This window comes from Chryseobacterium elymi (genome assembly GCF_003385495.1).
In the GTDB taxonomy this organism is placed as follows: domain Bacteria; phylum Bacteroidota; class Bacteroidia; order Flavobacteriales; family Weeksellaceae; genus Chryseobacterium; species Chryseobacterium elymi.
In genome coordinates this window covers 165,095-189,081 of sequence record NZ_QNUH01000009.1, presented here as the reverse complement: position 1 = coordinate 189,081, position 23,987 = coordinate 165,095, and the positions used below count along the sequence as shown (strand labels likewise).

General features: G+C 36.8%; 12 protein-coding genes and 2 tRNA genes. 8 read left to right on the top strand and 6 right to left on the bottom strand.

Annotated elements, in window-relative coordinates; translation table 11 throughout:
- The first annotated feature begins 14 nt into the window (after positions 1-14).
- Together DRF60_RS12565 and DRF60_RS12560 are read left to right on the top strand one after the other, a co-directional pair.
- A tRNA-Gln gene (locus DRF60_RS12565) sits at positions 15-85 on the top strand.
- Between the two features lie 180 nt (positions 86-265).
- Positions 266-336, top strand: a tRNA-Gln gene (locus tag DRF60_RS12560).
- 138 nt (positions 337-474) lie between these two features.
- On the opposite strand, the gene DRF60_RS12555 is transcribed toward DRF60_RS12560, so the two are convergent.
- Together DRF60_RS12555 and DRF60_RS12550 are read right to left on the bottom strand one after the other, a co-directional pair.
- Positions 475-1,902 (bottom strand): amino acid permease, encoded by a 1,428-nt coding sequence (locus DRF60_RS12555; protein WP_116012385.1) that lies wholly within the window; start codon positions 1,900-1,902, stop codon positions 475-477.
- Positions 1,903-2,017: 115 nt separating this feature from the next.
- Complete coding sequence (locus tag DRF60_RS12550) at positions 2,018-2,311, bottom strand: helix-turn-helix domain-containing protein (RefSeq protein ID WP_116012384.1); 294 nt, start codon at positions 2,309-2,311, stop codon at positions 2,018-2,020.
- 185 nt (positions 2,312-2,496) lie between these two features.
- Here DRF60_RS12550 and ccoN point away from each other — a divergent pair, with 185 nt between their 5' ends.
- The 5 genes from ccoN (at position 2,497) to DRF60_RS12525 (ending at position 14,455) form a co-directional block, all read left to right on the top strand.
- Positions 2,497-4,776 carry a cytochrome-c oxidase, cbb3-type subunit I gene (gene ccoN / locus DRF60_RS12545; protein WP_116012383.1) on the top strand — a complete coding sequence of 760 codons (2,280 nt, stop codon included), beginning with the start codon at positions 2,497-2,499 and terminating at the stop codon, positions 4,774-4,776.
- Between the two features lie 18 nt (positions 4,777-4,794).
- Positions 4,795-5,682, top strand: coding sequence for a cbb3-type cytochrome c oxidase N-terminal domain-containing protein (locus tag DRF60_RS12540; protein ID WP_116012382.1), 888 nt, complete (start codon positions 4,795-4,797; stop codon positions 5,680-5,682).
- 465 nt (positions 5,683-6,147) lie between these two features.
- On the top strand, positions 6,148-11,178 hold the full coding sequence (locus tag DRF60_RS12535; protein ID WP_116012381.1) for a translocation/assembly module TamB domain-containing protein: 5,031 nt from the start codon (positions 6,148-6,150) through the stop codon (positions 11,176-11,178).
- On the top strand, positions 11,178-13,502 hold the full coding sequence (gene tamL / locus DRF60_RS12530) for a translocation and assembly module lipoprotein TamL (protein ID WP_116012380.1): 2,325 nt from the start codon (positions 11,178-11,180) through the stop codon (positions 13,500-13,502). The genes DRF60_RS12535 and tamL overlap by 1 nt, the downstream gene beginning before the upstream one ends.
- Positions 13,503-13,504: 2 nt before the next feature.
- Positions 13,505-14,455: a YihY/virulence factor BrkB family protein gene (locus DRF60_RS12525; RefSeq protein ID WP_116012379.1), complete on the top strand. Its 951-nt coding sequence runs from the start codon at positions 13,505-13,507 to the stop codon at positions 14,453-14,455.
- Between the two features lie 118 nt (positions 14,456-14,573).
- Here the strand turns inward: DRF60_RS12525 and argS are convergent, their stop codons facing one another.
- From argS to DRF60_RS12510, 3 genes are all read right to left on the bottom strand, one after another.
- Positions 14,574-16,334 (bottom strand): arginine--tRNA ligase, encoded by a 1,761-nt coding sequence (gene argS / locus DRF60_RS12520; protein WP_116012378.1) that lies wholly within the window; start codon positions 16,332-16,334, stop codon positions 14,574-14,576.
- A gap of 132 nt (positions 16,335-16,466) precedes the next feature.
- On the bottom strand, positions 16,467-17,894 hold the full coding sequence (locus tag DRF60_RS12515; protein ID WP_116012377.1) for a SusD/RagB family nutrient-binding outer membrane lipoprotein: 1,428 nt from the start codon (positions 17,892-17,894) through the stop codon (positions 16,467-16,469).
- A gap of 19 nt (positions 17,895-17,913) precedes the next feature.
- The gene (locus tag DRF60_RS12510; RefSeq protein ID WP_116012376.1) at positions 17,914-20,934 is read right to left on the bottom strand and encodes a SusC/RagA family TonB-linked outer membrane protein; all 3,021 of its coding nucleotides are present in this window, start codon (positions 20,932-20,934) and stop codon (positions 17,914-17,916) included.
- A 585-nt stretch (positions 20,935-21,519) separates the two neighbouring features.
- Here DRF60_RS12510 and DRF60_RS12505 point away from each other — a divergent pair.
- The gene (locus tag DRF60_RS12505) at positions 21,520-22,104 is read left to right on the top strand and encodes a ribonuclease HII (RefSeq protein ID WP_116012375.1); all 585 of its coding nucleotides are present in this window, start codon (positions 21,520-21,522) and stop codon (positions 22,102-22,104) included.
- A 56-nt stretch (positions 22,105-22,160) separates the two neighbouring features.
- Here the strand turns inward: DRF60_RS12505 and yidC are convergent, their stop codons facing one another.
- The gene (gene yidC / locus DRF60_RS12500; protein WP_116012374.1) at positions 22,161-23,957 is read right to left on the bottom strand and encodes a membrane protein insertase YidC; all 1,797 of its coding nucleotides are present in this window, start codon (positions 23,955-23,957) and stop codon (positions 22,161-22,163) included.
- Positions 23,958-23,987: the final 30 nt, after the last annotated feature.

Here is a 23,987-nt window from a genome sequence, read left to right as displayed (position 1 = left end):
ACCAAAATAAAAACAGACCTATAGTGTAACGGTAGCACTCCGGTTTTTGGTACCGTCAGTCGGGGTTCGAATCCCTGTGGGTCTACAAACCATCCTTTTAAGGGTGGTTTTTTGTTTTTTTCAGTTTCCAGGCTTTATTATTCTTTAAGCTCATCTCAAAATCAATTGATCAGATAAAAAATAAGACTTAATTCATTGAATTTTTCTAAACAGTTATTTGTCCATAAAGAAAAAAATTGTAGATTTGCACCACCAAAAATAAAACAGACCTATAGTGTAACGGTAGCACTCCGGTTTTTGGTACCGTCAGTCGGGGTTCGAATCCCTGTGGGTCTACAAACCATCCTTTTTAAGGGTGGTTTTTGTTTTTAAATCATTAATGATTTACTTTCTCACAAAACTTCTTCATGTAAAGCATTTCATTTATAACAAGATACAGAAAAAGGACAGATCACAATCCGTCCTTTTTATTAATTATTTGGTTTTAGGTTTATAAAGTTTAAACATCAGAAACAGAAAAATCAGCCAGACCGGAATTAAAATAACCTGAATTTCCATTCCTGTAATACTCATCAACACCAAAATAGCGGCTAAAAAAAGGATACAGATGTAATTCGATATAGGATAAAATATGGAAGGAAATAAAGTCTTCACACCAGCAGCATCCTTCTCTTTTCTGAATTTCAGATGAGTATAGCAGATCATCAGCCAATTGATAATTAACGTAGAAACTACCAGAGCCATTAAATATTCAAATGCTTTTTCAGGAACCAGCTTATTAATGATAATACAGATCCCGGCAAAGCAGGATGAGATCAGAATCGCATTGGTAGGCACACTGTTTTTGTTTAGTTTCTTTAAAAATCTAGGGGCATTTCCCTGCTGCGCCAATCCGAAAAGCATTCTGCTGTTGCTGTAAACACTGCTGTTGTACACCGATAAAGCCGCGGTTAAAACAATCAGATTAAGGATATTGGCAATTAAAACATTAAACTGGATCACCTTTCCGAATATATTGAATTCAAACCCATTTAAATTCTGGAAAACCATGACAAAAGGGCTTGTTCCTTCGGTAATCTCTCTCCACGGGCTCAAAGCAAATAAAATAACCAAAGCACCCACGTAGAAAATTAAAATCCTGTAAATAACTTGATTGGTTGCTTTAGGAATTGTCTTTTCCGGATTTTTAGCTTCGGCAGCCGTAATCCCAATGAGTTCCAGCCCACCAAAAGAAAACATGATCATTGCCATAGCTGCAAACAGTCCTGAAAACCCGCCTTCCCCTTTATTAAAGAAACCTTTGGGAAAAAATCCACCGTCATTCCACAGATTTGAAATGCTCGCTTTATCGCCTCCGGTACCACTCAACAATAAATAAATACCGAAAACAATCATCCCGATGATCGCTACCACCTTAATGATGGAAAACCAGAATTCCGTTTCTCCATATACTTTTACAGACGCCAGATTTAAGGCCGTAATCATGATAAAAAAGAATAAACTGGAAACCCAGAGTGGAATTTCGGGCCACCAAAAGTGAATGTAATGCCCGATTGCTGTCAGTTCAGCCATACTCACGAGAATATAAAGGATCCAATAATTCCAGCCGGAAGCAAAACCCGGAAAATTCCCCCAATATTTATAGGCAAAATGACTGAAACTTCCCGAAACAGGTTCCTGAACCACCATTTCACCAAGCTGACGCATAATAAAGAATGCAATAATTCCTGCTAATGCATATCCCAGAATAACGGACGGGCCCGCTAAAACTGCAGCCGGACCGATCCCCAGAAACAGTCCCGTTCCTATGGCACCTCCGAGGGCAATTAATTGAATATGTCTGTTGGTTAATCCTCTGACTAGAGCCCCATCATTGGACTCCGTTTTCTGTTCGCTGCTCATAAAATCAATTATGCCCTAAATATATAAAACTTTAGAGAAATTCGGCTGTATGAAGCTTACAGAATACTCAATAGATTCAGTTTTAAAGAATTAAAAAATAAAATGGAGTATTACTTTACAAATATTCATCCGGAATTGAAATATTATTCTTTTTCATATACTCTAAAAGCGACTGGTACCTATCCTCATTCCCATCTGTACCGCATTTATGTGAAATACTGCAGATATCAGATGGTTTGATTTCTAAAATATCTGAAATTTTTGTCAGGATTTCCAGATTGATCTTCACTTTAGAGTTTTCAATGTCGGAATAGGCCTTTTGGGAAATGCCCATTTCAAAAGCCATATACTCCTGCGTAAAGTCTTTGCTTCTACGGATTTTCCTGATATTTTGACCACATATTTTCATCGCTTTTGTTTTAGTAGTTTTCAGTATAGTTTAGAAGGATATCTACTAGACTTACACAAAGTTAATAAATACCTTTGGCAAAACATTAACACATTACATGATATTTATTTTTTCATATAAATCCAGATCAAAAACTATCTGATTTCAGAGGATAAATATCGCTTCGGTACAACACTATTGGAATTATGGAGACGCAAAAATTCAATTATGACAATAATATTGTCAGAGCATTCTTGTATGCTACTATCGTATTCGGGCTGGTCGGCTTCCTGCTGGGACTTACAGCCGCGCTGATGCTTTTTTACCCTGAATTACCAGAGTTTTTATTCGGGACGGACGATACTACTATCCAGAGTTTAAGAAGTGGAAACATCCAGGGACTGATCAACACGCAGGGAGCTATGGGATTCGGAAGGATCAGAATGCTTCATACCAGTGCCGTTATTTTTGCTTTTGTGTGTAATTCCTTCTTCTGCGGTGCTTATTACAGCATGCAGAGACTTTTAAAAACAAGAATGTACAGCGACACGCTTTCATGGATCCATTTCTGGAGCTGGCAGCTGATGATTGTTGCCGTAGTGATCACTTTCTTAATGGGTATCAATACATCCAAAGAATATGCAGAACACGAGTGGCCAATCGATATTTTGATCACTTTCTCATGGGTTATCTTCGGAATCAATATGTTCGGAACCATTGCGAAAAGAAGGGTAAGACACCTGTATGTAGCCATCTGGTTTTATATTGCCACATGGATAGCCGTAGCCATGCTGCATATCTTTAATAATCTTGAAGTTCCCTTATCATTCACAAGCTGGAAATCCTATTCCGTATATGCCGGTGTAAAAGATGCACTTGTACAGTGGTGGTACGGTCACAATGCCGTAGCATTCGTACTGACCACTCCGGTATTAGGTCTGATGTACTATTTCATGCCGAAAGCGGCACAGCGTCCTGTATTCTCCTATAAATTATCCATTATTCACTTTTGGTCGCTGATTTTCGTATACCTCTGGGCAGGCCCTCACCACCTTCAGTATACGGCGCTTCCGGCATGGGCTCAGGCCGTAGGTACGGGATTCTCTATTATGCTTATTGCCCCATCGTGGGGAGGAATGCTGAACGGCCTTCTTACTTTAAGAGGTGCCTGGGATAAAGTAAGGGAGAATCCAATCCTTAAATTCTTTGTGGTAGCAATTACCTGTTATGGGATGGCCACTTTCGAAGGCCCATTATTAGCTACAAAATCTTTAAATAAAATCGGGCATTATACTGACTGGGTAATTGGGCACGTACATATTGGCGCACTTGGATGGAATGGTTTTATGGCATTCGGAATTATTTATTACCTGATTCCGATCATGTGGAGAACACAATTATGGTCAAAAAAATTAGCTCACTGGCATTTCTGGCTGGGTACATTGGGAATTATCTTCTATGCAGTACCGATGTATATTTCAGGATTCACACAGGGATTAATGTGGAAACAGTTCAATCCGGATGGTACTTTAATGTATAAAAACTGGCTGGATACGGTAACAGCAATTATTCCTTACTTTAAAATGAGATTCTTAGGAGGCATCTTTTATCTTTCAGGAGCTATTTTAATGGTGATCAATGTGATCAAAACCGTAAGATCAGGCTCATTCCAGAAAGAAGTTCCTGCAGAAGCTCCTGCATTGGCAAATATCGGAAGTGCAAGAAAAGAAGGCGAAGGTGTACACCTTTGGCTGGAAAGAACTCCAAAACTACTTTCTATTCTGGCTTTCATCACTGTAGCCATTGGTGGATTAATCGAAATCGTTCCAACATTATCACTAAAACAAAGCGTTCCGACGATTACCGCCGTAAAACCATATACACCGCTTGAACTGGAAGGAAGAGATCTGTACGTCCGTGAAGGATGTAACTCCTGCCACTCTCAGATGATCCGACCTTTCCGTGACGAGATCGTAAGGTTTGAAGGTAAAAACGGACAGTATTCCAAAGCCGGAGAGTTTATTTATGACAGACCATTCTTATGGGGATCTAAAAGAACAGGACCGGATCTTCACAGAGAAGGTGGCAGAAACCCGGATTCATGGCACTTCAAACATATGTACAACCCGAGAATTACGTCTGCTGGTTCCATTATGCCGCGTTTTCCATGGCTGATCACGAATAAACTGGACCGTACACAAATGGTGGATAAGATGAAACTAATGAAAAATGCTTTCGATGTCCCTTATTCAAAAGCGGAAATAGATTCAGCTAATAAATGGGCTGATAACCAATCCAAAGCCATTGTACAGAGAATCTATTCTGAGGCTAATGATTTGAAAGATCAGATGGAAAAAGAAAAAGCAGCAAAAGGGGCATCTTATATACCGCTTGAGCAAAGAGAAATTGTAGCGATGATTGCCTATTTACAAAGATTAGGAACCGATATTAAAACAACACAGATCCAGACCGCAAGTGCTGAGTAACCTTAAAATTGTACTGCAATGAAAAAGAGAACCCCAATTTCAATATATATCGCAACAACGATAGGCTTAACGATCATGGCGTTTGAAATGTTCGCCGGAGATTCAGGTTATTTTTCCTCGCCATTTTTCTGGGCGCTTATTGTGATCGCTGTGATTCTTCTTCTGATCATGAATTCGATTGGAGACTTGGTGGAAAATGAAAGCTTCAGCAGACTGTCAAAAGAGGAAAAGAAAGAATATTTAGCAGAAAAAAGTATTCCTTACTATCAGAAGCTTTGGAATTCAGCGTTTAAAAAACAATCTGCTACCGAAGAAAAAGATATTCTTATTGATCATGGTTTTGACGGGATCACAGAACTTGACAATTCTCTGCCAAAATGGTGGATAGGCCTGTTCTGGTTCGGATGTATATTCTGTGTTGTATATATGACTGCCTTTGCCTTTACAGAATACGCTCATCCTGAGGCAGAATTAAACAAAGAAACTACGACAATGCTGGCATCTATAGCAGAATATGAAAAAACTGCACCCCAGATTGATCTGGAAACCGCAAAATACAGCGCAGATAATATCACAGAAGGTCAGGAACTTTTCAAAACCAACTGTGCCACCTGTCACGGTGACGGCGGAAAAGGAGGTATTGGCCCGAATCTTACGGATACACACTGGATCAATATCAAAGAGAAAAGTCTGTTCAAAAATGTTTTCTGGATGCTTGAAAACGGTTCACCCAATAATCCTACGATGCGGCCTTTTATAAAAGAAGGAACCATCAGCGGACGGGATGCTGAAAAAATTGCAGCCTATATTTATCACATCAACCAGGAAACTTCTCCCATCACTCCGGCTCAGGGCGGTGCCGCGCCACAGGGTGAAGAAGTGAAATGGGAAAACGGGAACAATTAATTTAGTATGAAAGTTTGAAGCTGGAAGAGGGAAGTCATTGAAGTCTAAAAGAAGACTTACAGAACCATTTTATTATTTTTTTTAAAAGCTCGTTTAAGAGCACTGTTAAAAATGAATGTCCAATATAACTTTCAGCCTCCCTCTTCCAGCTTCCAGTCCTTTAAAACTTAGCTCACATAACTTAACAAAATTTATTATCTCCATATATTCCTTGCCCCCTTTGAAACCTATCCAACATTTGAATTTCATTTTGCTAACCTTTTCAACGTTTAAAATGATATAAAGGGGGCTTTTTTAACAAAAAAATCCAAACCTTGGCTGTCTTTATCAACTATTCACTTGACAACTACTAAACTAAATTCCATAATAGGACAGCCAAGGCAGGATTTTTGTATTGCTAATAGGATACCACAACAAAGAACTAATAAAATAGTATTTATATCTTTGTTAGAAACCTAATCGTATTTGAAACTGAAAATTAACAAAAGAAAGCTCTTAAAGCGTATTGCAATAACCTGTATTTCAATATTGGTTTTTCTTACCCTTCTTATATTTAGCTTAAGGCTTCCTGCCGTTCAAAACTTCATCAAAGATAAGCTGGTTGTATATCTTGAGAAAAAAATCAAGACCAAAGTAAGCCTGGAAAGGGTTCATATAGGATTTCCGAACAGCCTTATTATGGAAAACCTTTACCTTAAAGGACAGGATGTTGATACACTTCTTGCCGTAAAAAAGCTGGATGTGGGCTTAAATATGCTGAAGCTTATCAATTCCACTGCTGATATTACTTCCGTAGATCTTGAAGGAGCCCGCGCCAATGTAATTCGTAAGCCAAACGGGACATTCAATTTCGATTATATTATCAATGCTTTTGCGACCAGTGATAAAGAAGAAAGCCCTTCCAAACCGTTTATTATTTCCCTGGATAAGATTAATTTAAAAGACATTGGAGTGACATTCAATGATCAGCAGTCCAGGAATGACATTCAGCTCTATTTCAAATCATTTGATACAAGGGTTAAAACTTTTGACCTTAATAAAAACACCTATGCCGTTAACGATATCAATCTTGACGGACTAAGGTTAAAATTAAAGCAGGATCTTGTTGAAGAAGTTTCTAAAAAAGTAGAAAAAAAGGTAGATTCACTTAATGATAAAAAGCCGATAAGCATTGGCCTGAGAAGAATCAAGCTTACCAATTTCAATATTGATTACGGTGATGATAACACCAAAACTTTTGCTAAAGTTCTGCTTAAAGAATTAAGTACGAAGATCAATAAACTTGATCTTGAGAATAATTCCTACAATATTTCCAATGTTTTTCTTTCCGGTGCAGATATTAATGCCAATCTGTATCTTCCTGCACAGGATGCCAATCCGAAAGATCAGAAAGAACCTGAGATTTCCAAAGTTTCAGACAAAGAGAAAGCTATGAAGCTTCTTCTTGGGAAGCTTGTCTTGAATGATGTAAAAGCCATTTATAACAATACTGCGATTGCTCCTACCCAACAGGGAATGGATTTCAACCACATGAATTTTTCTAAAATGAACGTGGAGGTAAGACAATTCAAAATGGAGAATAATACTTTTGCAGGCATAGTGAATTCAGCAGAAATTCAGGAAGGAAGAGGCTTGAATATCCAGAAATTCAATACAGATTTTGTGTATGCAGAAAAACAGGCTTACCTGAAAGATCTTTATCTGCAAACCCCTAAAACGCTGATCCGTGATGAGGTGATTTTAAATTATGATTCTTTTGACCAGCTTACTTCAAATCCGGGTGCTGTAAAAATTTCAGCCAACATTAAAGATTCTAAAATAGGTTTCACTGATATTTTAAACATTGTTCCGACTTTACGAAATACAGTTCCGTTCAACAAATATCCGAACGCTATACTGAATGTCAATGCCAACGTTCAGGGAATGGTGAATGACCTTCTAATCAAAGATCTTAAAGTCTCAGGACTGGATCAGTTGAGAGTTGCTGCATCAGGAAGAATCAGGAATGCGATGAAGCCCGAAAACCTGTATTATGATCTTAGAATCGGAGAATTTTCAGCAGAAGCTAAAACAGTGTACAATCTGGTTCCGAAAAATACAATTCCTTCCAACATCTCCCTGCCCTCTCATTTCAGTATCAAAGGAAATGCAAAAGGAACGACCAAAGTAGTTAAGGCAGACCTGAACCTCTACTCTACCCTTGGAAATGCAGCAATTGTTGCAGATGTAGACATGAGTAGAAAAAACCGGGAACTGTATGATGTAAAAGCCAATCTTCAGGCTGTCCAGGTAGGAAAGATCATTAAAAATAAGGATATTGGTCCTGTTACTGCACAAATTTCAGCAAAAGGTGAAAGCTTTGATTTTAAGAATGCCAAAGCTGATCTTAAAGGGCATGTAGCATCTGCTGTCTACAAAGAATACCGTTACCAGAATATGGATTTAACGGGTAAAATAAACCGTGGCGTCTACAATATTATATTAAACTCGAAAGATCCGAATGCCAATCTGAATTTAATTGCTTCCGGAGTTTACAATGAAAAAAATTCTACGGTAAAGATCAATGGTGAAGTGATTAAGCTTGATGTAAATAAGCTTGGATTCTATGAAAAGCCGATGATCATTGCCGGAAAAATTGACGGTGATTTTTCAGGCCTCAATCCGGATGCTCTGAATGGGTATCTTAACCTGAAAGACTTTGCATTCTCAGATACAAAGGAGGTTTATCCTGTACAGGAAGTCAATCTGAAAGCATCTTCTACACAGGATTCCACGCAGATTATTTTCAATTCTCAAATCGCTGATGTTTCTTTAAAGGGAAAATATAAACTGACACAGATCTTTGGTGCTTTAACACAGACCATCAATCAGTATTATCAGTTCCAGAAACCAGCTAAAGGTCAGAAAATTGATCCGGGGCAGTTTTTCACATTCAATGCGAAAATCAAAAATGATGATCTGATCAGAAAATTTGTTCCAGATCTGAAAAGTTTTGAAACCATCAATTTAGCCGGAAATTATGATGCTGATTCTCAAAAAATAGAAATAGACGGGCAGATCCCGCAACTGTTGTATGGTGAAAATTCTTTGGAAAACATAGCTTTAAAAGTAACCAATGAAAATCAGGCGCTACAGTACAGCCTTAACGCAGGTGCTTTAAAAAGCTCCAGCTTCACCCTGAAAAAAATCGCAGTCAACGGGGATGTTGCCAATAATATCATCAATTATAATATTACCACAAAAGACGACAAAGACGCTACGCAGTTCCTTATTGCAGGAAATGCAAAATCTTTGAATGACATCACAGAAATTTCTTTAAACCCAAATGGTCTAAAATTAAATTATTCGGATTGGAATGTTGCTGAAAACAATAAGATTCAGATCAGCAGCAAAGGAATTTTAGCAGATAATTTTGTTTTGTCAAATGCAGGAAGTCAGATCTCACTTCAATCTGAAACCGACAGTCCAACCAGTCCATTGAATGTTGCATTGAAAGATTTTAAAATAGAAACCATCACAGAACTGATCAAAAAAGATACGGTGCTGGCGAGGGGAACGATCAACGGAACGGCACAACTTCGGGATGTTACGAAAAACATGACCTTTACTTCTGATCTGAATATTTCCGACCTGATTGTGTACGGAAGTCCTGTTGGAAACCTGGCGGTAAAAGTGAACAACACTTCACCGAATATTTTAAATGCTGATGTTGCTCTTTCCGGCAATAATAATGATGTAAAAATCCTTGGAGATTACAATACTTCTTCCAGTACATTTGATCTGAATATGGCTATCAACCAGCTCCAGATGAAGAGTGTTCAGGGCTTTTCCATGAATGCGATAAAAAATACGGAAGGCTATCTTTCAGGGAATTTAAAAATCACCGGGAATATGGACAAACCAAATATCTTAGGTAGGATAAAATTCAATGAAGCCGGACTGGAAATTACAAAAACAGGCAGTGATTTCAGAAAAATTAATGACGAAATTGATTTTACAAACCGAGGAATCGAGCTTAATAAGTTTAGGATAAATGATAAGGATGGAAATTCTCTTGTAATCAACGGGCAGGTTCTTACCCAGACCTATAGGGATTTTGCATTCAATCTTGATGTGAATGCAAAAGACTTCAAGGTGGTCAATTCAGAAAAATCCAATGATGCGATGATGTATGGGATTCTCGCGATTGATGCGGGACTTCATATCAGAGGAAATTTAGATCTTCCAAAAGTTGACGGCAGACTGTCGGTTTCTGATGATACAGATTTCACTTTTGTCCTTCCGCAGTCCAGCCCTTCTCTGCAGGAAAGAGATGGAATTGTAGAATTTATTGACCAGGATCAGGTAGTTTTAAATAAAACCATCAAAGCCGATTCCCTGAAAGCACAAAGCCGTTTCAAAGGAATGGATGTAAGTGTGAATATTGAAGTTAGTAAGGAAGCTAAAATGTCGATTGTTATTGATAAGGCCAACGGAGATTTTATAAAACTACAGGGAGAAGCTGAACTGACCGGAGGAATAGACCCTTCCGGAAAAACAACTCTTGTGGGTGTGTATGAAGTGAAAAAAGGATCTTATGAGCTTTCTGTAAGTCTTCTGAAACGTAAGTTTGATATCCAGAAAGGAAGTACAATTACATGGACCGGAGAGCCTACTGCAGCCATGATGGATATTACCGCAGTCTATAAAACGGAAGCTCCGCCTATAGATCTCGTTGAGCAGCAGGTAAGCGGTGAAGATGCATCTGTAATGAATCAGTTTAAGCAGAGAATACCTTTCAATACTTTGTTAAAAATGAAAGGTGAGCTTCTGAAACCGCAAATCACTTTTGATATTACTACAGATGAGAAAAACAACTCCGTTTCCTCAACGGTAACTGATATTGTAGACCAAAAGCTTACTCAGCTCAGAACACAGGAATCGGAAATGAACAAGCAGGTTTTTGCTCTTCTGCTTCTGAACCGCTTCATTGGAGAAAATCCGTTTGAATCCGGTGCAGGAATGTCGGCTGAGATGTTGGCCAGACAGAGTGTGAGTAAAATTCTATCCCAACAGCTAAACAATCTGGCTTCAGGCCTGATTAAAGGGGTTGATATTGACCTGGGTCTTGATTCTTCTGAAGATTATTCAAGCGGAACAAAGAATACAAGAACGGATCTGAATGTGGGAGTAAGTAAAAGATTACTGAATGACCGCCTGAAAGTTTCTGTGGGAAGTAATTTTGCCCTGGAAGGTGAAGCGCGTCAAAATGAAAACACAACAAATATTGCAGGAAATGTCACCGTAGACTACAGCCTTTCAAAAGACGGAAGGTATATGCTTCGTGCTTATCGAAAGGATGAATATCAGGTAGCTCTTCAGGGACAGATTATAGAAACAGGATTAGGTTTTATCATTACTTTAGACTATGATAAATTCCGGGAGATTTTCCAAAAATCCAAGCAGGACAGACGTAAAAAAGAAAACAAAAATAACCAGGTGGTAGAATTTAAATAATGAAAATCAGATTTAATACATATTGGAAATATCTATTTGTTTCAGGATTTGCCGCTGTTGCTTTCTCATGCAGCAATACGAAATTCCTGAAGGAAGGTCAGATGCTTTACGTAGGAGGGGAAGTGAAAATAGAGAATGATACCATTTCCAAAAAGGAGAAGAATGAGCTTCAGTCTGCATTGGAGGAAAATCTGGTTCCCAAACCTAATTCCACAATTTTAGGGCTCCGTCCAAGGTTATATTTTTATAATATTGCCAAAGAGCCTAAAAAAGATAAAGGATTCAATTACTGGCTGAAATATAAGGCAGGTGAAAAACCTGTTCTGTTAGGAGATGTAGATCGTGAATTCAACAGAAAGATCATTGAAAACTATTCTGAGAATAAAGGCTATTTCAATGCCAGAGCTACCTATGATACAGTTTCCAAAAATAAAAAGGCAAAAGTAACCTATACTTTAAAACCGGGTTCAAGATACTTCATCAGTAATGTTAAATTCCAGCAGGATTCTACCCTTGTCAATAGAGAAATTCAAGGTTTAACGGGTAAAACTTTACTTAAACCCGGAAAACCTTTTGACCTTGATGTGATCAAAGATGAAAGAGAACGCATCGACAATGGTTTAAAAGAAAGAGGGTTTTATTATTTCAATCCTGATAATATTATTGTTCAGGCAGACAGTACGGTAAGTAAAAATCACAAGGTTGAGCTTAACGTAAAATTAAAGGAAAATACCCCAGATCTGGCCAAGGAGCAGTTCAATATTGACAAAGTCATTGTATTCCCTAATTATAATATACAGGATGTAAAAAGAGGTAAATACAGTGTTCCGATGAATACGGATTCACTTTCTAAGTATGCGTACAATGATATTTATGTAATCGATCCTCAGCATAAATTCAAACCTAAGATTTTCGACAGAGCTCTGTATTTTAAGAAAGGAGATCTTTATAACCGTTCCAATCATAATCTTACGCTTAACCGCCTGATCAGTCTGGGAGTTTTTAAGTTTGTAAAAAATGAATTTATTGTTTCGGATTCCTTAAAACATCAGTTTGATGCTTATTATTTACTGACACCGAGACAAATTCAGTCCCTCAGGCTGGAAGCTTTGGGAAGAACCAATTCCGCCAATTATGCAGGTAGTGAATTAAATTTAAACTGGACCCACCGAAATTTTTTCAGAGGAGCCGAACAGTTTAAGGCAGCTGTTTACGGAGCTTTCGATTTCCAGATGGGAGGACAGGAAAATGCACAGAATCTATTCCGTGCAGGAACGAATGTTCAGCTTTCGATTCCGAGAATTGTAGCGCCTTTCCGGTTCAATTCTTCAAGTGCTTTTGTTCCAAGAACAAATATTACTTTAGGCTATGAATTTCAAAACCGCACCCAATTTTATACCCTTAATAATTTTACGGCTTCATTTGGGTACGTCTGGAAAGAGAATGCAAGAAAAGAACATGATCTGAAGGTGATTGACATTACCCTGGTTTCTCCTGCAAAGGTAACCGACGAATTTCGCGCGCAAGCAACCACTCCTGCTGCACAAAGAGTCGTTGCGAAACAACTTATTTTCGGGCCAACTTATTCGTATACGTATACCAATACCATGTTGTCTAAGCCTACCACTATTTATTATAAAGGAACATTGGATCTGGCAGGAAACATTACCGGTTTGGTAACGGGGGCCAATGTAAAAAAAGATAAAGAAAAGAAAATCTTCGGAGTTCCATTCAGCCAATATGCAAAAATGGAACATGATTTCAGGTTCTATCATAAGTTCACCGAAAAGAGTTCATTCGCCAGCAGATTTATCGGAGGAATAGCCTATCCATATGGAAATTCGGAATTCATTCCTTTCTCCAAACAGTTTTTCGCAGGAGGAAGCAACAGTATCCGAGCTTTCCGTGCAAGAACTTTAGGACCTGGAAGTTTTGATCCTCGAACGATTGAAAAAGGTACTTTATTAGATCAGTCGGGAGATATTAAATTGGAATTAAACGCTGAATACCGTGCTAATATTTATAAATTTCTGAATGTTGCTGCTTTTGTTGACGCAGGAAATGTCTGGTTGATTAATGATGATCAGCACAGACCTGGAGGTAAATTTTCCAAAGAATTTTTAAACGAAATTGCCGTTGGAGCCGGAGTTGGCCTAAGACTTGATTTTTCTATCTTAATTTTAAGACTGGATCTTGCTATGCCATTGCGTGTTCCTTATTATGAAAAAGGAGACCGATGGGCATTTAACCGGATTAACTTCGGAGATTCACAATGGAGAAAAGATAATTTAATTTTAAATATAGCCATCGGATATCCTTTCTAACTATGATCAATACAATTAATTTTTTTTGGGAGGTACTGAAAGATACCTTCGCTGAATGGAACAATTCTTCCGCATCAAAAGATTCGGCAAGTCTTGCCTATTATGCGATATTCTCTATCCCAGGATTATTGATTATTATTATATGGATTGCAGGAAATTTTTTCGGTGAAGAAGCTATCCGTGGCGAGATCAGTGACCAGATCAGTGGATTGATGGGAAAAGATGTTGCTAAAAGCATTGAAGGAATGATTGCGGGAGCACTCATTGACAAGCAGAATATTTTCATGAAAATTGTAGGGATAGGATCTTTAGTTTTTGGTTCCACCACTTTGTTTTTCCAGCTGCAGCATACTTTAAATACGCTTTGGGATGTGGAAGCAGCTCCTAAAAAGGCTTTGGTTAAGTTTCTGCTAGACAGAGCCAATTCGTTAGGAATGATTCTTATTTTAGGTTTTTTACTGATGATCACCATGATTTTATCATCAATGATCAGTCTGTTTAACAACTGGATTACCAGTTATTTTGGCCTTGAAACCTATATGCTTGTAGAATTTGTGAATTTTGCAATTGGTTTTGGATTGGTGATGCTCTTATTTGCGTTAATGTTCAAAGTGCTTCCCGATATAAAAATCAGCTGGAAACCTGTATGGAAAGGGGCATTGCTCACTACTATTCTGTTTACACTGGGTAAATTTTTATTGAGTCTGTATTTTGGTAATTTTAAACCTACTTCTACCTTCGGAACAGCAGGAACTGTTATTTTGATTATGATGTGGATTAATTATTCCTGTATGCTTATATTTTTTGGGGCAGTGTTTACAAAAGTATATAACTACAAAAAAGGTTATAAAGTTGTTCTCTCCAAGCATGCAAAATGGAGTGCCGCGAAGCTTTATAAAGACAGTAAAAGGGAAAATAAGTTGAGAGAGCGTGAAGAGCTTCGGGATGTGTGATAGGAATTGATACAATCCCCAAAATACAAGATCCAATTGTACTAATAGTTTTTTATCACTATACCATCTTACATCACAAAAAAAGCCTCCCAAAAATTTCAGGAGACCTTATTTTTTTTTACATTCTGTCTACAGTACCTATACCGAGCAATGCTAATGATTTTTTGATCGTTTTAGCTGTAAGATCAGATAGATTTAAACGGAATTGTTTTAAATTTTTATCTTCCAGTTTCAGAATGATATTACTCTGATAGAATGAATTATAAGCTTTAACCAGTTCATAAACATAATTCGCTACTAAAGCAGGGCTTAATGCTTCTGCTGATTTCGCAACTACAGTTTTATAGTTCGTCAATAACATAATCAGTTCTTTCTCATATTGATTTAAGGTTACATCGGAAATTTCCTTGTAATCTACACCAGCCTTTGACAGCAACGATTGAATACGTGCATAGGTATAAAGAATGAACGGACCTGTATTTCCTGAAAATTCTACACTTTCAGCAGGATTAAACATCATTTTTTTCTTTGGATCTACCTTTAGCATAAAATACTTCAAAGCAGCTAATCCTATTATTTCATAAGAAGCTTCTTTTTCCTCTTCAGAAAGCCCTTCCAGTTTTCCTAATTCTGTAGTGATGGATTTTGCTGTCCCATACATTTCCTGCATCAGATCATCTGCATCTACCACGGTTCCTTCACGGGATTTCATTTTTCCTTCAGGAAGCTCTACCATTCCGTAAGAAAGATGGAACAATTGATCTGCCCAGGAATATCCTAGCTTTTTCATGATCTTAAATAAAACCTGGAAATGATAATCCTGCTCGTTTCCTACCGTATAAATCAGCTTTTGGATATTATTCTCCTTGAAACGCTGAACAGCTGTTCCCAAATCCTGAGTCATATAAACCGAAGTTCCGTCTGAACGAAGCAGAAGTTTCTGGTCAAGGCCTTCATCGGTAAGATCGCACCATACGGAGCCATCTTCTTTCTGATAGAGAATGCCTTTGTTCAATCCTTCCTGGATAAGATCCTTTCCTAAAATATAGGTATTGCTTTCATATTGAACCTGGTCAAAATCTACTCCCAGTCTTTGATATGTCTCATTGAACCCCTTATAAACCCAGGAATTCATTTCGTTCCAAAGATCTCTTACCTGCTGATCTCCATTTTCCCAATCTACAAGCATTTTTTGAGCATCTTTGATCAGCGGAGCATCTTTTTTAGCCTGCTCTTCTTCTATTCCCTGTCCTACAAGTTCAGCAATTTCTTTTTTATAATTCTTATCGAATTCCACGTAGTAGTTTCCAACAAATTTATCTCCTTTTGTATGAGTTGTTTCGGGAGTTTCTCCATGTCCGAATTTCTCCCAGGCCAGCATCGATTTGCAGATATGAATCCCTCTGTCATTAATGATTTGTGATTTAATCACATCATATCCTGCTTCTTTTAAGATCTGTGCCACAGAAAACCCTAACAGGTTGTTTCTTACGTGCCCCAGGTGAAGTGGCTTGTTTGTATTCGGAGAAGAATATTCCACCATTACTGTAGAATTTTTCTTTTCGACCGTATCAAAATCACTGCTTACAGTCCTGAAATTATCTACAAACAACTGGTTTTGCACCTTAACGTTAAGGAAACCTTTTACGACATTAAAACTTTCGAACAGGTCAGACTGCTCAGTTAAAGCCTCTCCCAGCTCAACGCCAATTCTTTCCGGATTTTTCTTAAGCTGTTTTACCAATGGAAATGTAACAATGGTAAAATCGCCTTCAAATTCCGTCTTATTTTCCTGAACTTCCAGATGGATGTCTTTTAACTGATATACGTTTAAAATAACCTCTGCAAGTTTCTTTTCTATAGTATCTTTAATATTCATGTGTATGTATTACTTTTTTAAGGGCCACATGGAATAGCCTGCTTTGTATCAAATTTTTGAGATACAAATATACGGAAATAAAAAAACCGCCCGAAGGCGGTTTTTGATATGAATGTTAAATATACTAAGGGATTAAAATTTATCCCAGAATAATTTTGTTTGCTGAGTATCTCCTCCTATGGCACTAGCTGCTTGAGCTAGATTAGCTCCATTAAGGTTATTCTCTGTCACTGGATATGTAAATCTATTAGGCACAGGAGTTCCTGTTGCTACAGGTAATCCTAGTACTGGAGCATCATACATTCTCCATACTGACCAAGCTTCAAAACCACGGTTGTACATTGCAATCCAGAATTGTTTTGCCACTTTCTGTTTCCAAGTACCGGGAGCAGTTGCATAGTTCACATCAGGTCTTGCAAGATATGTTGCAATATCTGCTGCAGGTATTCCCCAATATTCCATACTTGCAGTAACTGCATTTGTATAATGAATTGCTGCAGTAGAACCTACATTATATCCTCTTTCCTTGGCATCTGCTAAAAGGAAAGATATTTCGGAATAATCCATTAAGTCACCCTTCAAATTTCTCGTAAAGAAAACATCACCAATATGGGTGAAATCTGTATACGTATTGAAATCTCCATAAACTCCTCCTATATAAGGGTTTTTATTATCATCAAAGAATACTGTTCTACGAGGGTCATTTAAACCATTAAGATAATTGACAAATGTATCAGCTGGTACAAAATCTTGACGTCCACTTAAAACTAAATCAGCATACAACGGATTCGCATTTGTTGTATTGTCTTCATAATTTAATGTGAAATTATCAGCATTAGAAGCCATTAATCCCCAAGTATATGCAGATTCTGCTTCTAATTTTGATAAGGCAGGATCAGCATCAGCTAATCTCATGGCTAATTTGAATTTTAGTGAAGCTGCTAATTTTTTCCATTTTGAAATATCATTGTTATAAATGAAATCATTTTCAAAACCTTGAGATGTTGCATCAAAACTATTGTAAGCGACGGTTACCTTGCTTAGCAAATCTTTGTAAATGGTAAGAGCATCATCATATTTTGGCGTTGTATTGGCATTTCCTTGTAACGCTTCACTATAAGGCATATTACCAAACAGGTCTACCAACTGTTGCCAAGCATAAACCTCAACTAGTGTAATCATCGCCTCTTGATTTTTTTTCTCAGCTGGCAATAAAGACTCATCAGTTAATAAAGATTCTTTAGCTTTTTTCAAATCATAAAGAACATTGGTGTACATAATGGTTACATGAGTATCAGGAATACCTCTATTTCTGATATCATAGTTTGTTTCTTCTGTATATTGACACTCCGTCCATTGTTGTGCAACCAGTCTAAAAATATTTCTATTTACACTGGTGCTTCCCATTTGATCAAACAAACTTTTCACTCCGTTTGTAAACAAAAAGCTAGCAGGCACTTCTGTTGGATTTTTTGGATCAACATTTAAAGCGGCATAATCTTCATTTGAACAAGACATTATAGAAAATGCTAACAAAGACCCTATTATTATTTTTTTCATTTTTTAAATTTAATTGTTATTAAAATTCAACTTTTAAACTAGCGCCAAATTCTCTATAAGTTGGGTGTGCTCCATTTTGGAAACCAATTGCATTCCCAGCTCCTAAGCTAGCCTCAGGATCTGAATAAGGTAGATTTTTATGAATAATCCACAAGTTTCTACCTATTATAGAAAGTGTCATACTATCAATAAATGATATTCCCAATGTTTCTTTAGGAAATTTATATGATAATGTCACGTTTCTTAATTTAACAAACGACCCATCATATACATGCATTGCTTCGGGACCTCCATAATAGCCATACGCATTGGTATAGTTAGACATCTGAGTTCTAATATCGTTAGGACTACCATCAGCTTTCACACCAGGCAAGATAACACCGCCTCCGCTTGCTACTGAATTTCTCACAGGATTCCCTAGCTCGTTGAGACCTGCTGTTTCTGTGTAAAGACCTGTTGCTAAGCCAAATGCCATATCTTGAGAATAAACATCACCACCTTGTTTAATATCAATTAAGAAACTTAAACTTAGGTTTTTATATCTTAACGTATTCATGATACTCCCTCTCCAATCCGGAATTGCATCACCAATCACTTCCTGAGGATTATCACTTATTAGGTATTTTCCGTTAGCTCCAACGATTTTTTCACCATTTTCATGATACACATAATTAGACCCTCTGATTGTACCTGTAGATTCTCCTAACAATGCTCCAGTAGTAACATTCCACATAGATGCAAATTCCAAAAATGGGGTATCACCGTTAATCCTAGTAACTTTTGATTTATTTTTAGACCAGTTCGCTGTTAACTCCCAAGAGAAATTCCTTGTTTTAACAGGAACAACGGTTAATCTTGCTTCTATACCTTTATTCTCAATATCTCCTGAATTTACCCAACCTGAAACAAATCCAGACGTTGGAGAGAAGTCAGTTGGTGTAATGAGATCTTTCGTTGTCTGTTTGTAAACCGACACATCAAAGCTTAATCTATTTTTAAAGAAAGCCATTTCTAAACCAGCCTCTAGTTCATTCATGAACTCTGGTCTCAGATTAGGATTATTGGTTACTTGAGGAGATGTTGCATTAAAAGATCCATTAAATGCTGGATTAAGTACATATGTATTTATTAACTGATAAGCTCCTGTATCATTACCCACTTTCGCATAATTAAATCTAACCTTCCCAAAGTTAACTACACTTTTATCCATCAATTCAGAAAAAATAAAACTTGTTGCTCCAGAATAATACCAATACCTCATATTGTCTACTGGGAAAGAAGAAGAACGGTCTGTTCTAACGGATCCATCTATATATAGCATTTTCTTATATCCTAAGCTTGCCTGAGCAAAAGTACCATCTACATTTTTTTTAATATCAAAATTAGTAAGATTCGCTTCTGTTAAGGGCTCTGCGGTATTGGTAATAGAGTAAAGCTTTGGTACCTTTAATCCACCATTAGTTACTGCACTATTACCCACTCGACCATTTCTTCTGAAGTTGTACCCGAAGTTACCATTTAAGTTGAAGTCATCTCCGAAATCTTTATTAACATTAAAAATGGCATCATAATTCATCTCATACACCCTCTGGGTTCTAAAGTAATATTCTCCTTTACCTCCATTAGATAATCTACCTTGATCTGATGATCCTATAGCAACTCTTTCTTCCTGCAATTCGTCATACATATCAACCGCATATCTACCCATAAAGCTTAACCAATCAGTAATTTTATAGTTTAAGCCAAAATTACCAAAGTATCGATTCCTGCTATCAGTCTGATAGTTTTCATTTCTGTTAAAATAAAAATTATCAGTATAACCTACTTCCTGTTTTTCATAGTCTTTAATATTCCAGGTGATGTTTTGTCCAGTTAATGCATATGCTTGTCTTTGTTTTTCCATATCAACAGACATATTCCACCATTGTCTAAAACCTTGCATTGGGTTTCGAGATTCGTATCCTGTATATGCTCTACCTTTACCTCGTGTATTAGTAAATGTTATGCTTCCAAACACGTTTAATTTATCTGTCAAATCATAATCTGCAGAAAAATCTAAGGTATTTCTTTTGATTGAACTGTTGGGTAACCCTCCATCTTGATTAAAATTGGTATATGCTAATCTAAATTTACCATTTTCATTACCTCCAGAAAAAGCTACCGAATTTTGATAAGTCGCAGATGGTCCCCAAACAGAATTAGGATCTTTTCCGGCTACCCAAGCAGTTGGCTTAAGATATCCTGGTAATTGCGGATATTGAGAATCCCAATTATAGACCATCATATTAGGGTTAAAAGCAGTACCAAAAGAAGCATCATCATAAGTGTAAACAATATTATTATCTACAACACCGTCTCCATTTATATCACCACTGTAGAAAGAGCTTCCGGTATAACCTCCTCCATACTCATGCTGATAACGAGGTAATGTAGTTCTATCAACAGTTCCTAATGTCAATGAACTGTTAAATTCTATACCGATTTTTTTACTTCTTTTACCTTTTTTAGTGGTAATCATCAATACCCCATTCATCCCTCTCGAACCATACAACGCACTTGCTGCTGCTCCTTTCAAGACATTCACACTTTCAATATCATTAGGGTTGATATCTGCCATACCATTAGAATAATCATAAGCACCACCACCAGACTGAAGGCCTGCTTGATTATAGGTCTCATTATTAATTGGTGTACCATCTACCACTACTAACACCTGATTACTTGATGTTAGAGATTTAATACCTCTAATTACCATATTGGTAGAACCACCCATAGTACCGGACTGCGTAATGTTAAGACCCGCAACCTGACCAGCTAAAGCGTCCGAAACGTTTGCCACTGGTACTGCAGAAATTTGGTCACCTTTAACTTCGGTAGTAGAGTAACCTAAAGCCTTTTTTTCTCTTTTAATCCCGAGTGCAGTTACTACTACTCCCTCAATTTCTTTTGTTTTTACAGTATCATTCTTCTGCTGTGCATGAACTACAGCAATGGAAGACGACAATACTAAAACAAGTAGACTTGCTGTTAGTTTCTTCATATCAAATTTTAATTTTGTATCCTGTACAAATTTGTAAAACTTTCTTAAAAATACAAAACAAAATCTTAAAAAAATATCAAATATTCATTTATTTTTAAAAATACCATCATAAAAATCATCAAATTAAGTTAAAAATAAAATAATTAACAAAGACAAACCACATAAGCGATATCTTTTTTCAGGAAAATATAAATCATTTTTAATTGATAATTTCTATATAAAACATTAACAACACAATACAATAACAAACTGATTATCAAAGGAATTAATCACATTTAAATGATAAATAAAGATTAAAAGAAAAAAAATATAATGCAATGCATATAATTTTTTTTTCTTTTAATATAGAATTAATCACTACTACAGTCAGAAAAACGTCCCTGCAAATGATAAAATATTAAAAAATTTGTTTCAGATATTCTAACAAAAAATATATATTGATTTTATCATATTATATAATACAATGCTGAATTTGGATGTTACCATTCCTCTAATAACAACAGATCATTTAATATTTAAAAATAGACAATCATTTAAAATGTATTTTACTAAATTTGTACCATCATGTGAGAGAGTATAAAACTTATGGATTTATTACAAAAATGGACAGATCATTACATCGAAGCTGGATGTGATGAAGTAGGAAGAGGGTGCCTCAGCGGGCCGGTAGTTGCAGCAGCTGTTATTTTGGATGATAGTTTTAAGCCAAATTTGGTTAATGATTCCAAGAAGTTAACATTTAAAACAAGGATGGAACTGGATAGTTATATAAAAGATAATGTGAAAAATTATGCTATTGCAGAACTTCCCCCTTCATTTATTGATGAACATAATATTCTTAATGCAAGCATTCATGCGATGCATCGTGCATTAGACCAATTAACAATAATTCCGGAACTGATTTTAGTAGATGGAAATAAATTCCATCCTTATAATTACATTCCTCATCAATGCATCATACAAGGAGATGCAAAAGTTCTGTCAATTGCAGCTGCTTCTATTCTGGCCAAAAACTACAGAGATCGATTGATGATTGAACTCCATGAAGAATATCCGGAATACAACTGGAATACCAACTTCGGATATGCCACGAAAGCTCACCAACAGGCTTTAATAAAATATGGACCAACCAAACACCACAGACAGTCATTCAGACTGAAGTATGATTAAAATAAAAGAGAAGCAAATTATGCTTCTCTTTTATTTCATAACAGACTCTTAAATCTTTATTTCTTTTTTTTCTGCTGCTCCTGCACTTTTTGCTGTTCCTGAGCTTTCTCCATCATCTCTCTCATTTTTTTCTGGAACTTACCTTCAGCTTTTGGCTTCTCTTTATTGGCCTGAATCTGTGCATGAATCTTCTTCTCATCCAAGATCCAATATTTAATAACAAGGATAATCAAAATATTAATCGCATTGGATACGAAATAATACCAGGAAAGACCTGATGCTGAAGTATTCAGAAAGAACAGGAATGTGATTGGGAAAATATACATTAGCACTTTCATGTTCGGCATTCCTTCCTGCTGAGGCTGCTGCATATTTCCAGAAGTCATCACAGTATAAATCAAGATCACAATAGTACAAGCCAAAGCAAAAACACTTAGATGATCTCCCAGGAAAGGAATTTTAAATGGAAGTTTGATCAGATCATCATAAGCCGTTAAGTCTTTTGCAAACCAGAACCCCTCACCTCTCAAATCAATAAAGTTCGGGAAGAAACGGAATAAGGCATAGAAAATAGGAATCTGTACCAATGCCGGAAGACATCCTGCCATCTGATTCACACCCGCCTTTCGGTAGATTTCCATGGTAGCCTGTTGCTTTTTCATTGGGTCTGCATCTTTCAGCTTGGCATTTACCTCATCGATTTCAGGACGGATCACCTTCATCATTGCACTTAACTTATGCTGTTTGTACATAATTGGTGATAAGATCAGCTTCACAATAATTGTCATTAAGAAGATTACCCAGCCCGCTGTAAGCCCCCAATCTGCAATGATATTATACATAGGCATAAAGAACCCACGGTTCATCCATCCTATAAAAGACCATCCTAATGGTAAAATTTCGTCAAAGTTTTTATCATATGATTTTAACAGGGGTAAATCAAGCGGCATAAAATACCAGGTAAAGTCCTGGTTAAGCTCGCTTCCTGTCATCTGTACAAATCCTTCAAAATTAAGTTTCTTCAGATATTCACCTTCTTCAATAGCTTCCTGATTTCCTTTGCTTTGTGTGAAACCGCTTTTAGCTTCGATTACAGAAGAAAAGAACTGTTGCTTTACACCAATCCAGTTAAGAGTTTCTTTTTCCTCTTCCATTGTTGTTCTCCCATCATAATCATAATCTTTATAATTATTGAAAGCATATGAGAATTCCGAATGTGACTGTTCCTGTGCTCTACCCTTTTCTAAGTTTCTTACACTGTAGTCCCAGATAAAATCTGCTTTGTTATCAGCGGTAATAGCAGCAAGTCCTTTCGTTCTTACTTTAAAATCAAGGGTATATTTAGGAAGCAAGGTATAAACAAACTGAATAACAGCACTGTTGTAGTTAGCCGTCATCGTTACAGTATTTCCATTAACAGCAGGTGTAAAAACCAAGTCTTTGGTATTGATTACTTTTCCTGTTTTATCTTTAAACTGAAAACCGTAGTTTGAATTTTTTTTGTCGATCAGATAAAGAGGAAGATCCGCCTTATCCGTTTTATGATCATATGCTTTATATTCCGAAAGTTGTACTTTAGAAACCTGTCCTCCCAAGCTCGAGAATTCCACGTTCAGTTCTTTATTGTTCAAACTGGCCGTCTGGATAGCACCGGGAGTTACATTTGGATTGATATTGCTTGCCTGAGTCTGTTTTACAGCATTTTTCACCTGCTCTACTTTCTGTTCCTGAGCTTTTATCTGCTCTTCTTTCGACTGATTGTTCTGGAAATAGAACATGAATCCGAAAAGAACCAAACATAAAACCGCAAAACTGATCATTTGACTTTTATCGATTCCTTTGTTTTCTTGCATTTTATTTTTATATTAAAATTTAAAATTTAA

Coding starts and splice junctions, on each gene's coding strand:
- DRF60_RS12540 (WP_116012382.1), top strand. CDS start 4,795: ATGAAAAAGAGAACCCCAATTTCAATATATATCGCAACAACGATAGGC.
- DRF60_RS12525 (WP_116012379.1), top strand. CDS start 13,505: ATGATCAATACAATTAATTTTTTTTGGGAGGTACTGAAAGATACCTTC.
- argS (WP_116012378.1), bottom strand. CDS start 16,334: ATGAATATTAAAGATACTATAGAAAAGAAACTTGCAGAGGTTATTTTA.
- ccoN (WP_116012383.1), top strand. CDS start 2,497: ATGGAGACGCAAAAATTCAATTATGACAATAATATTGTCAGAGCATTC.
- DRF60_RS12505 (WP_116012375.1), top strand. CDS start 21,520: ATGGATTTATTACAAAAATGGACAGATCATTACATCGAAGCTGGATGT.
- yidC (WP_116012374.1), bottom strand. CDS start 23,957: ATGCAAGAAAACAAAGGAATCGATAAAAGTCAAATGATCAGTTTTGCG.
- DRF60_RS12550 (WP_116012384.1), bottom strand. CDS start 2,311: ATGAAAATATGTGGTCAAAATATCAGGAAAATCCGTAGAAGCAAAGAC.
- DRF60_RS12555 (WP_116012385.1), bottom strand. CDS start 1,902: ATGAGCAGCGAACAGAAAACGGAGTCCAATGATGGGGCTCTAGTCAGA.
- DRF60_RS12510 (WP_116012376.1), bottom strand. CDS start 20,934: ATGAAGAAACTAACAGCAAGTCTACTTGTTTTAGTATTGTCGTCTTCC.
- tamL (WP_116012380.1), top strand. CDS start 11,178: ATGAAAATCAGATTTAATACATATTGGAAATATCTATTTGTTTCAGGA.
- DRF60_RS12515 (WP_116012377.1), bottom strand. CDS start 17,894: ATGAAAAAAATAATAATAGGGTCTTTGTTAGCATTTTCTATAATGTCT.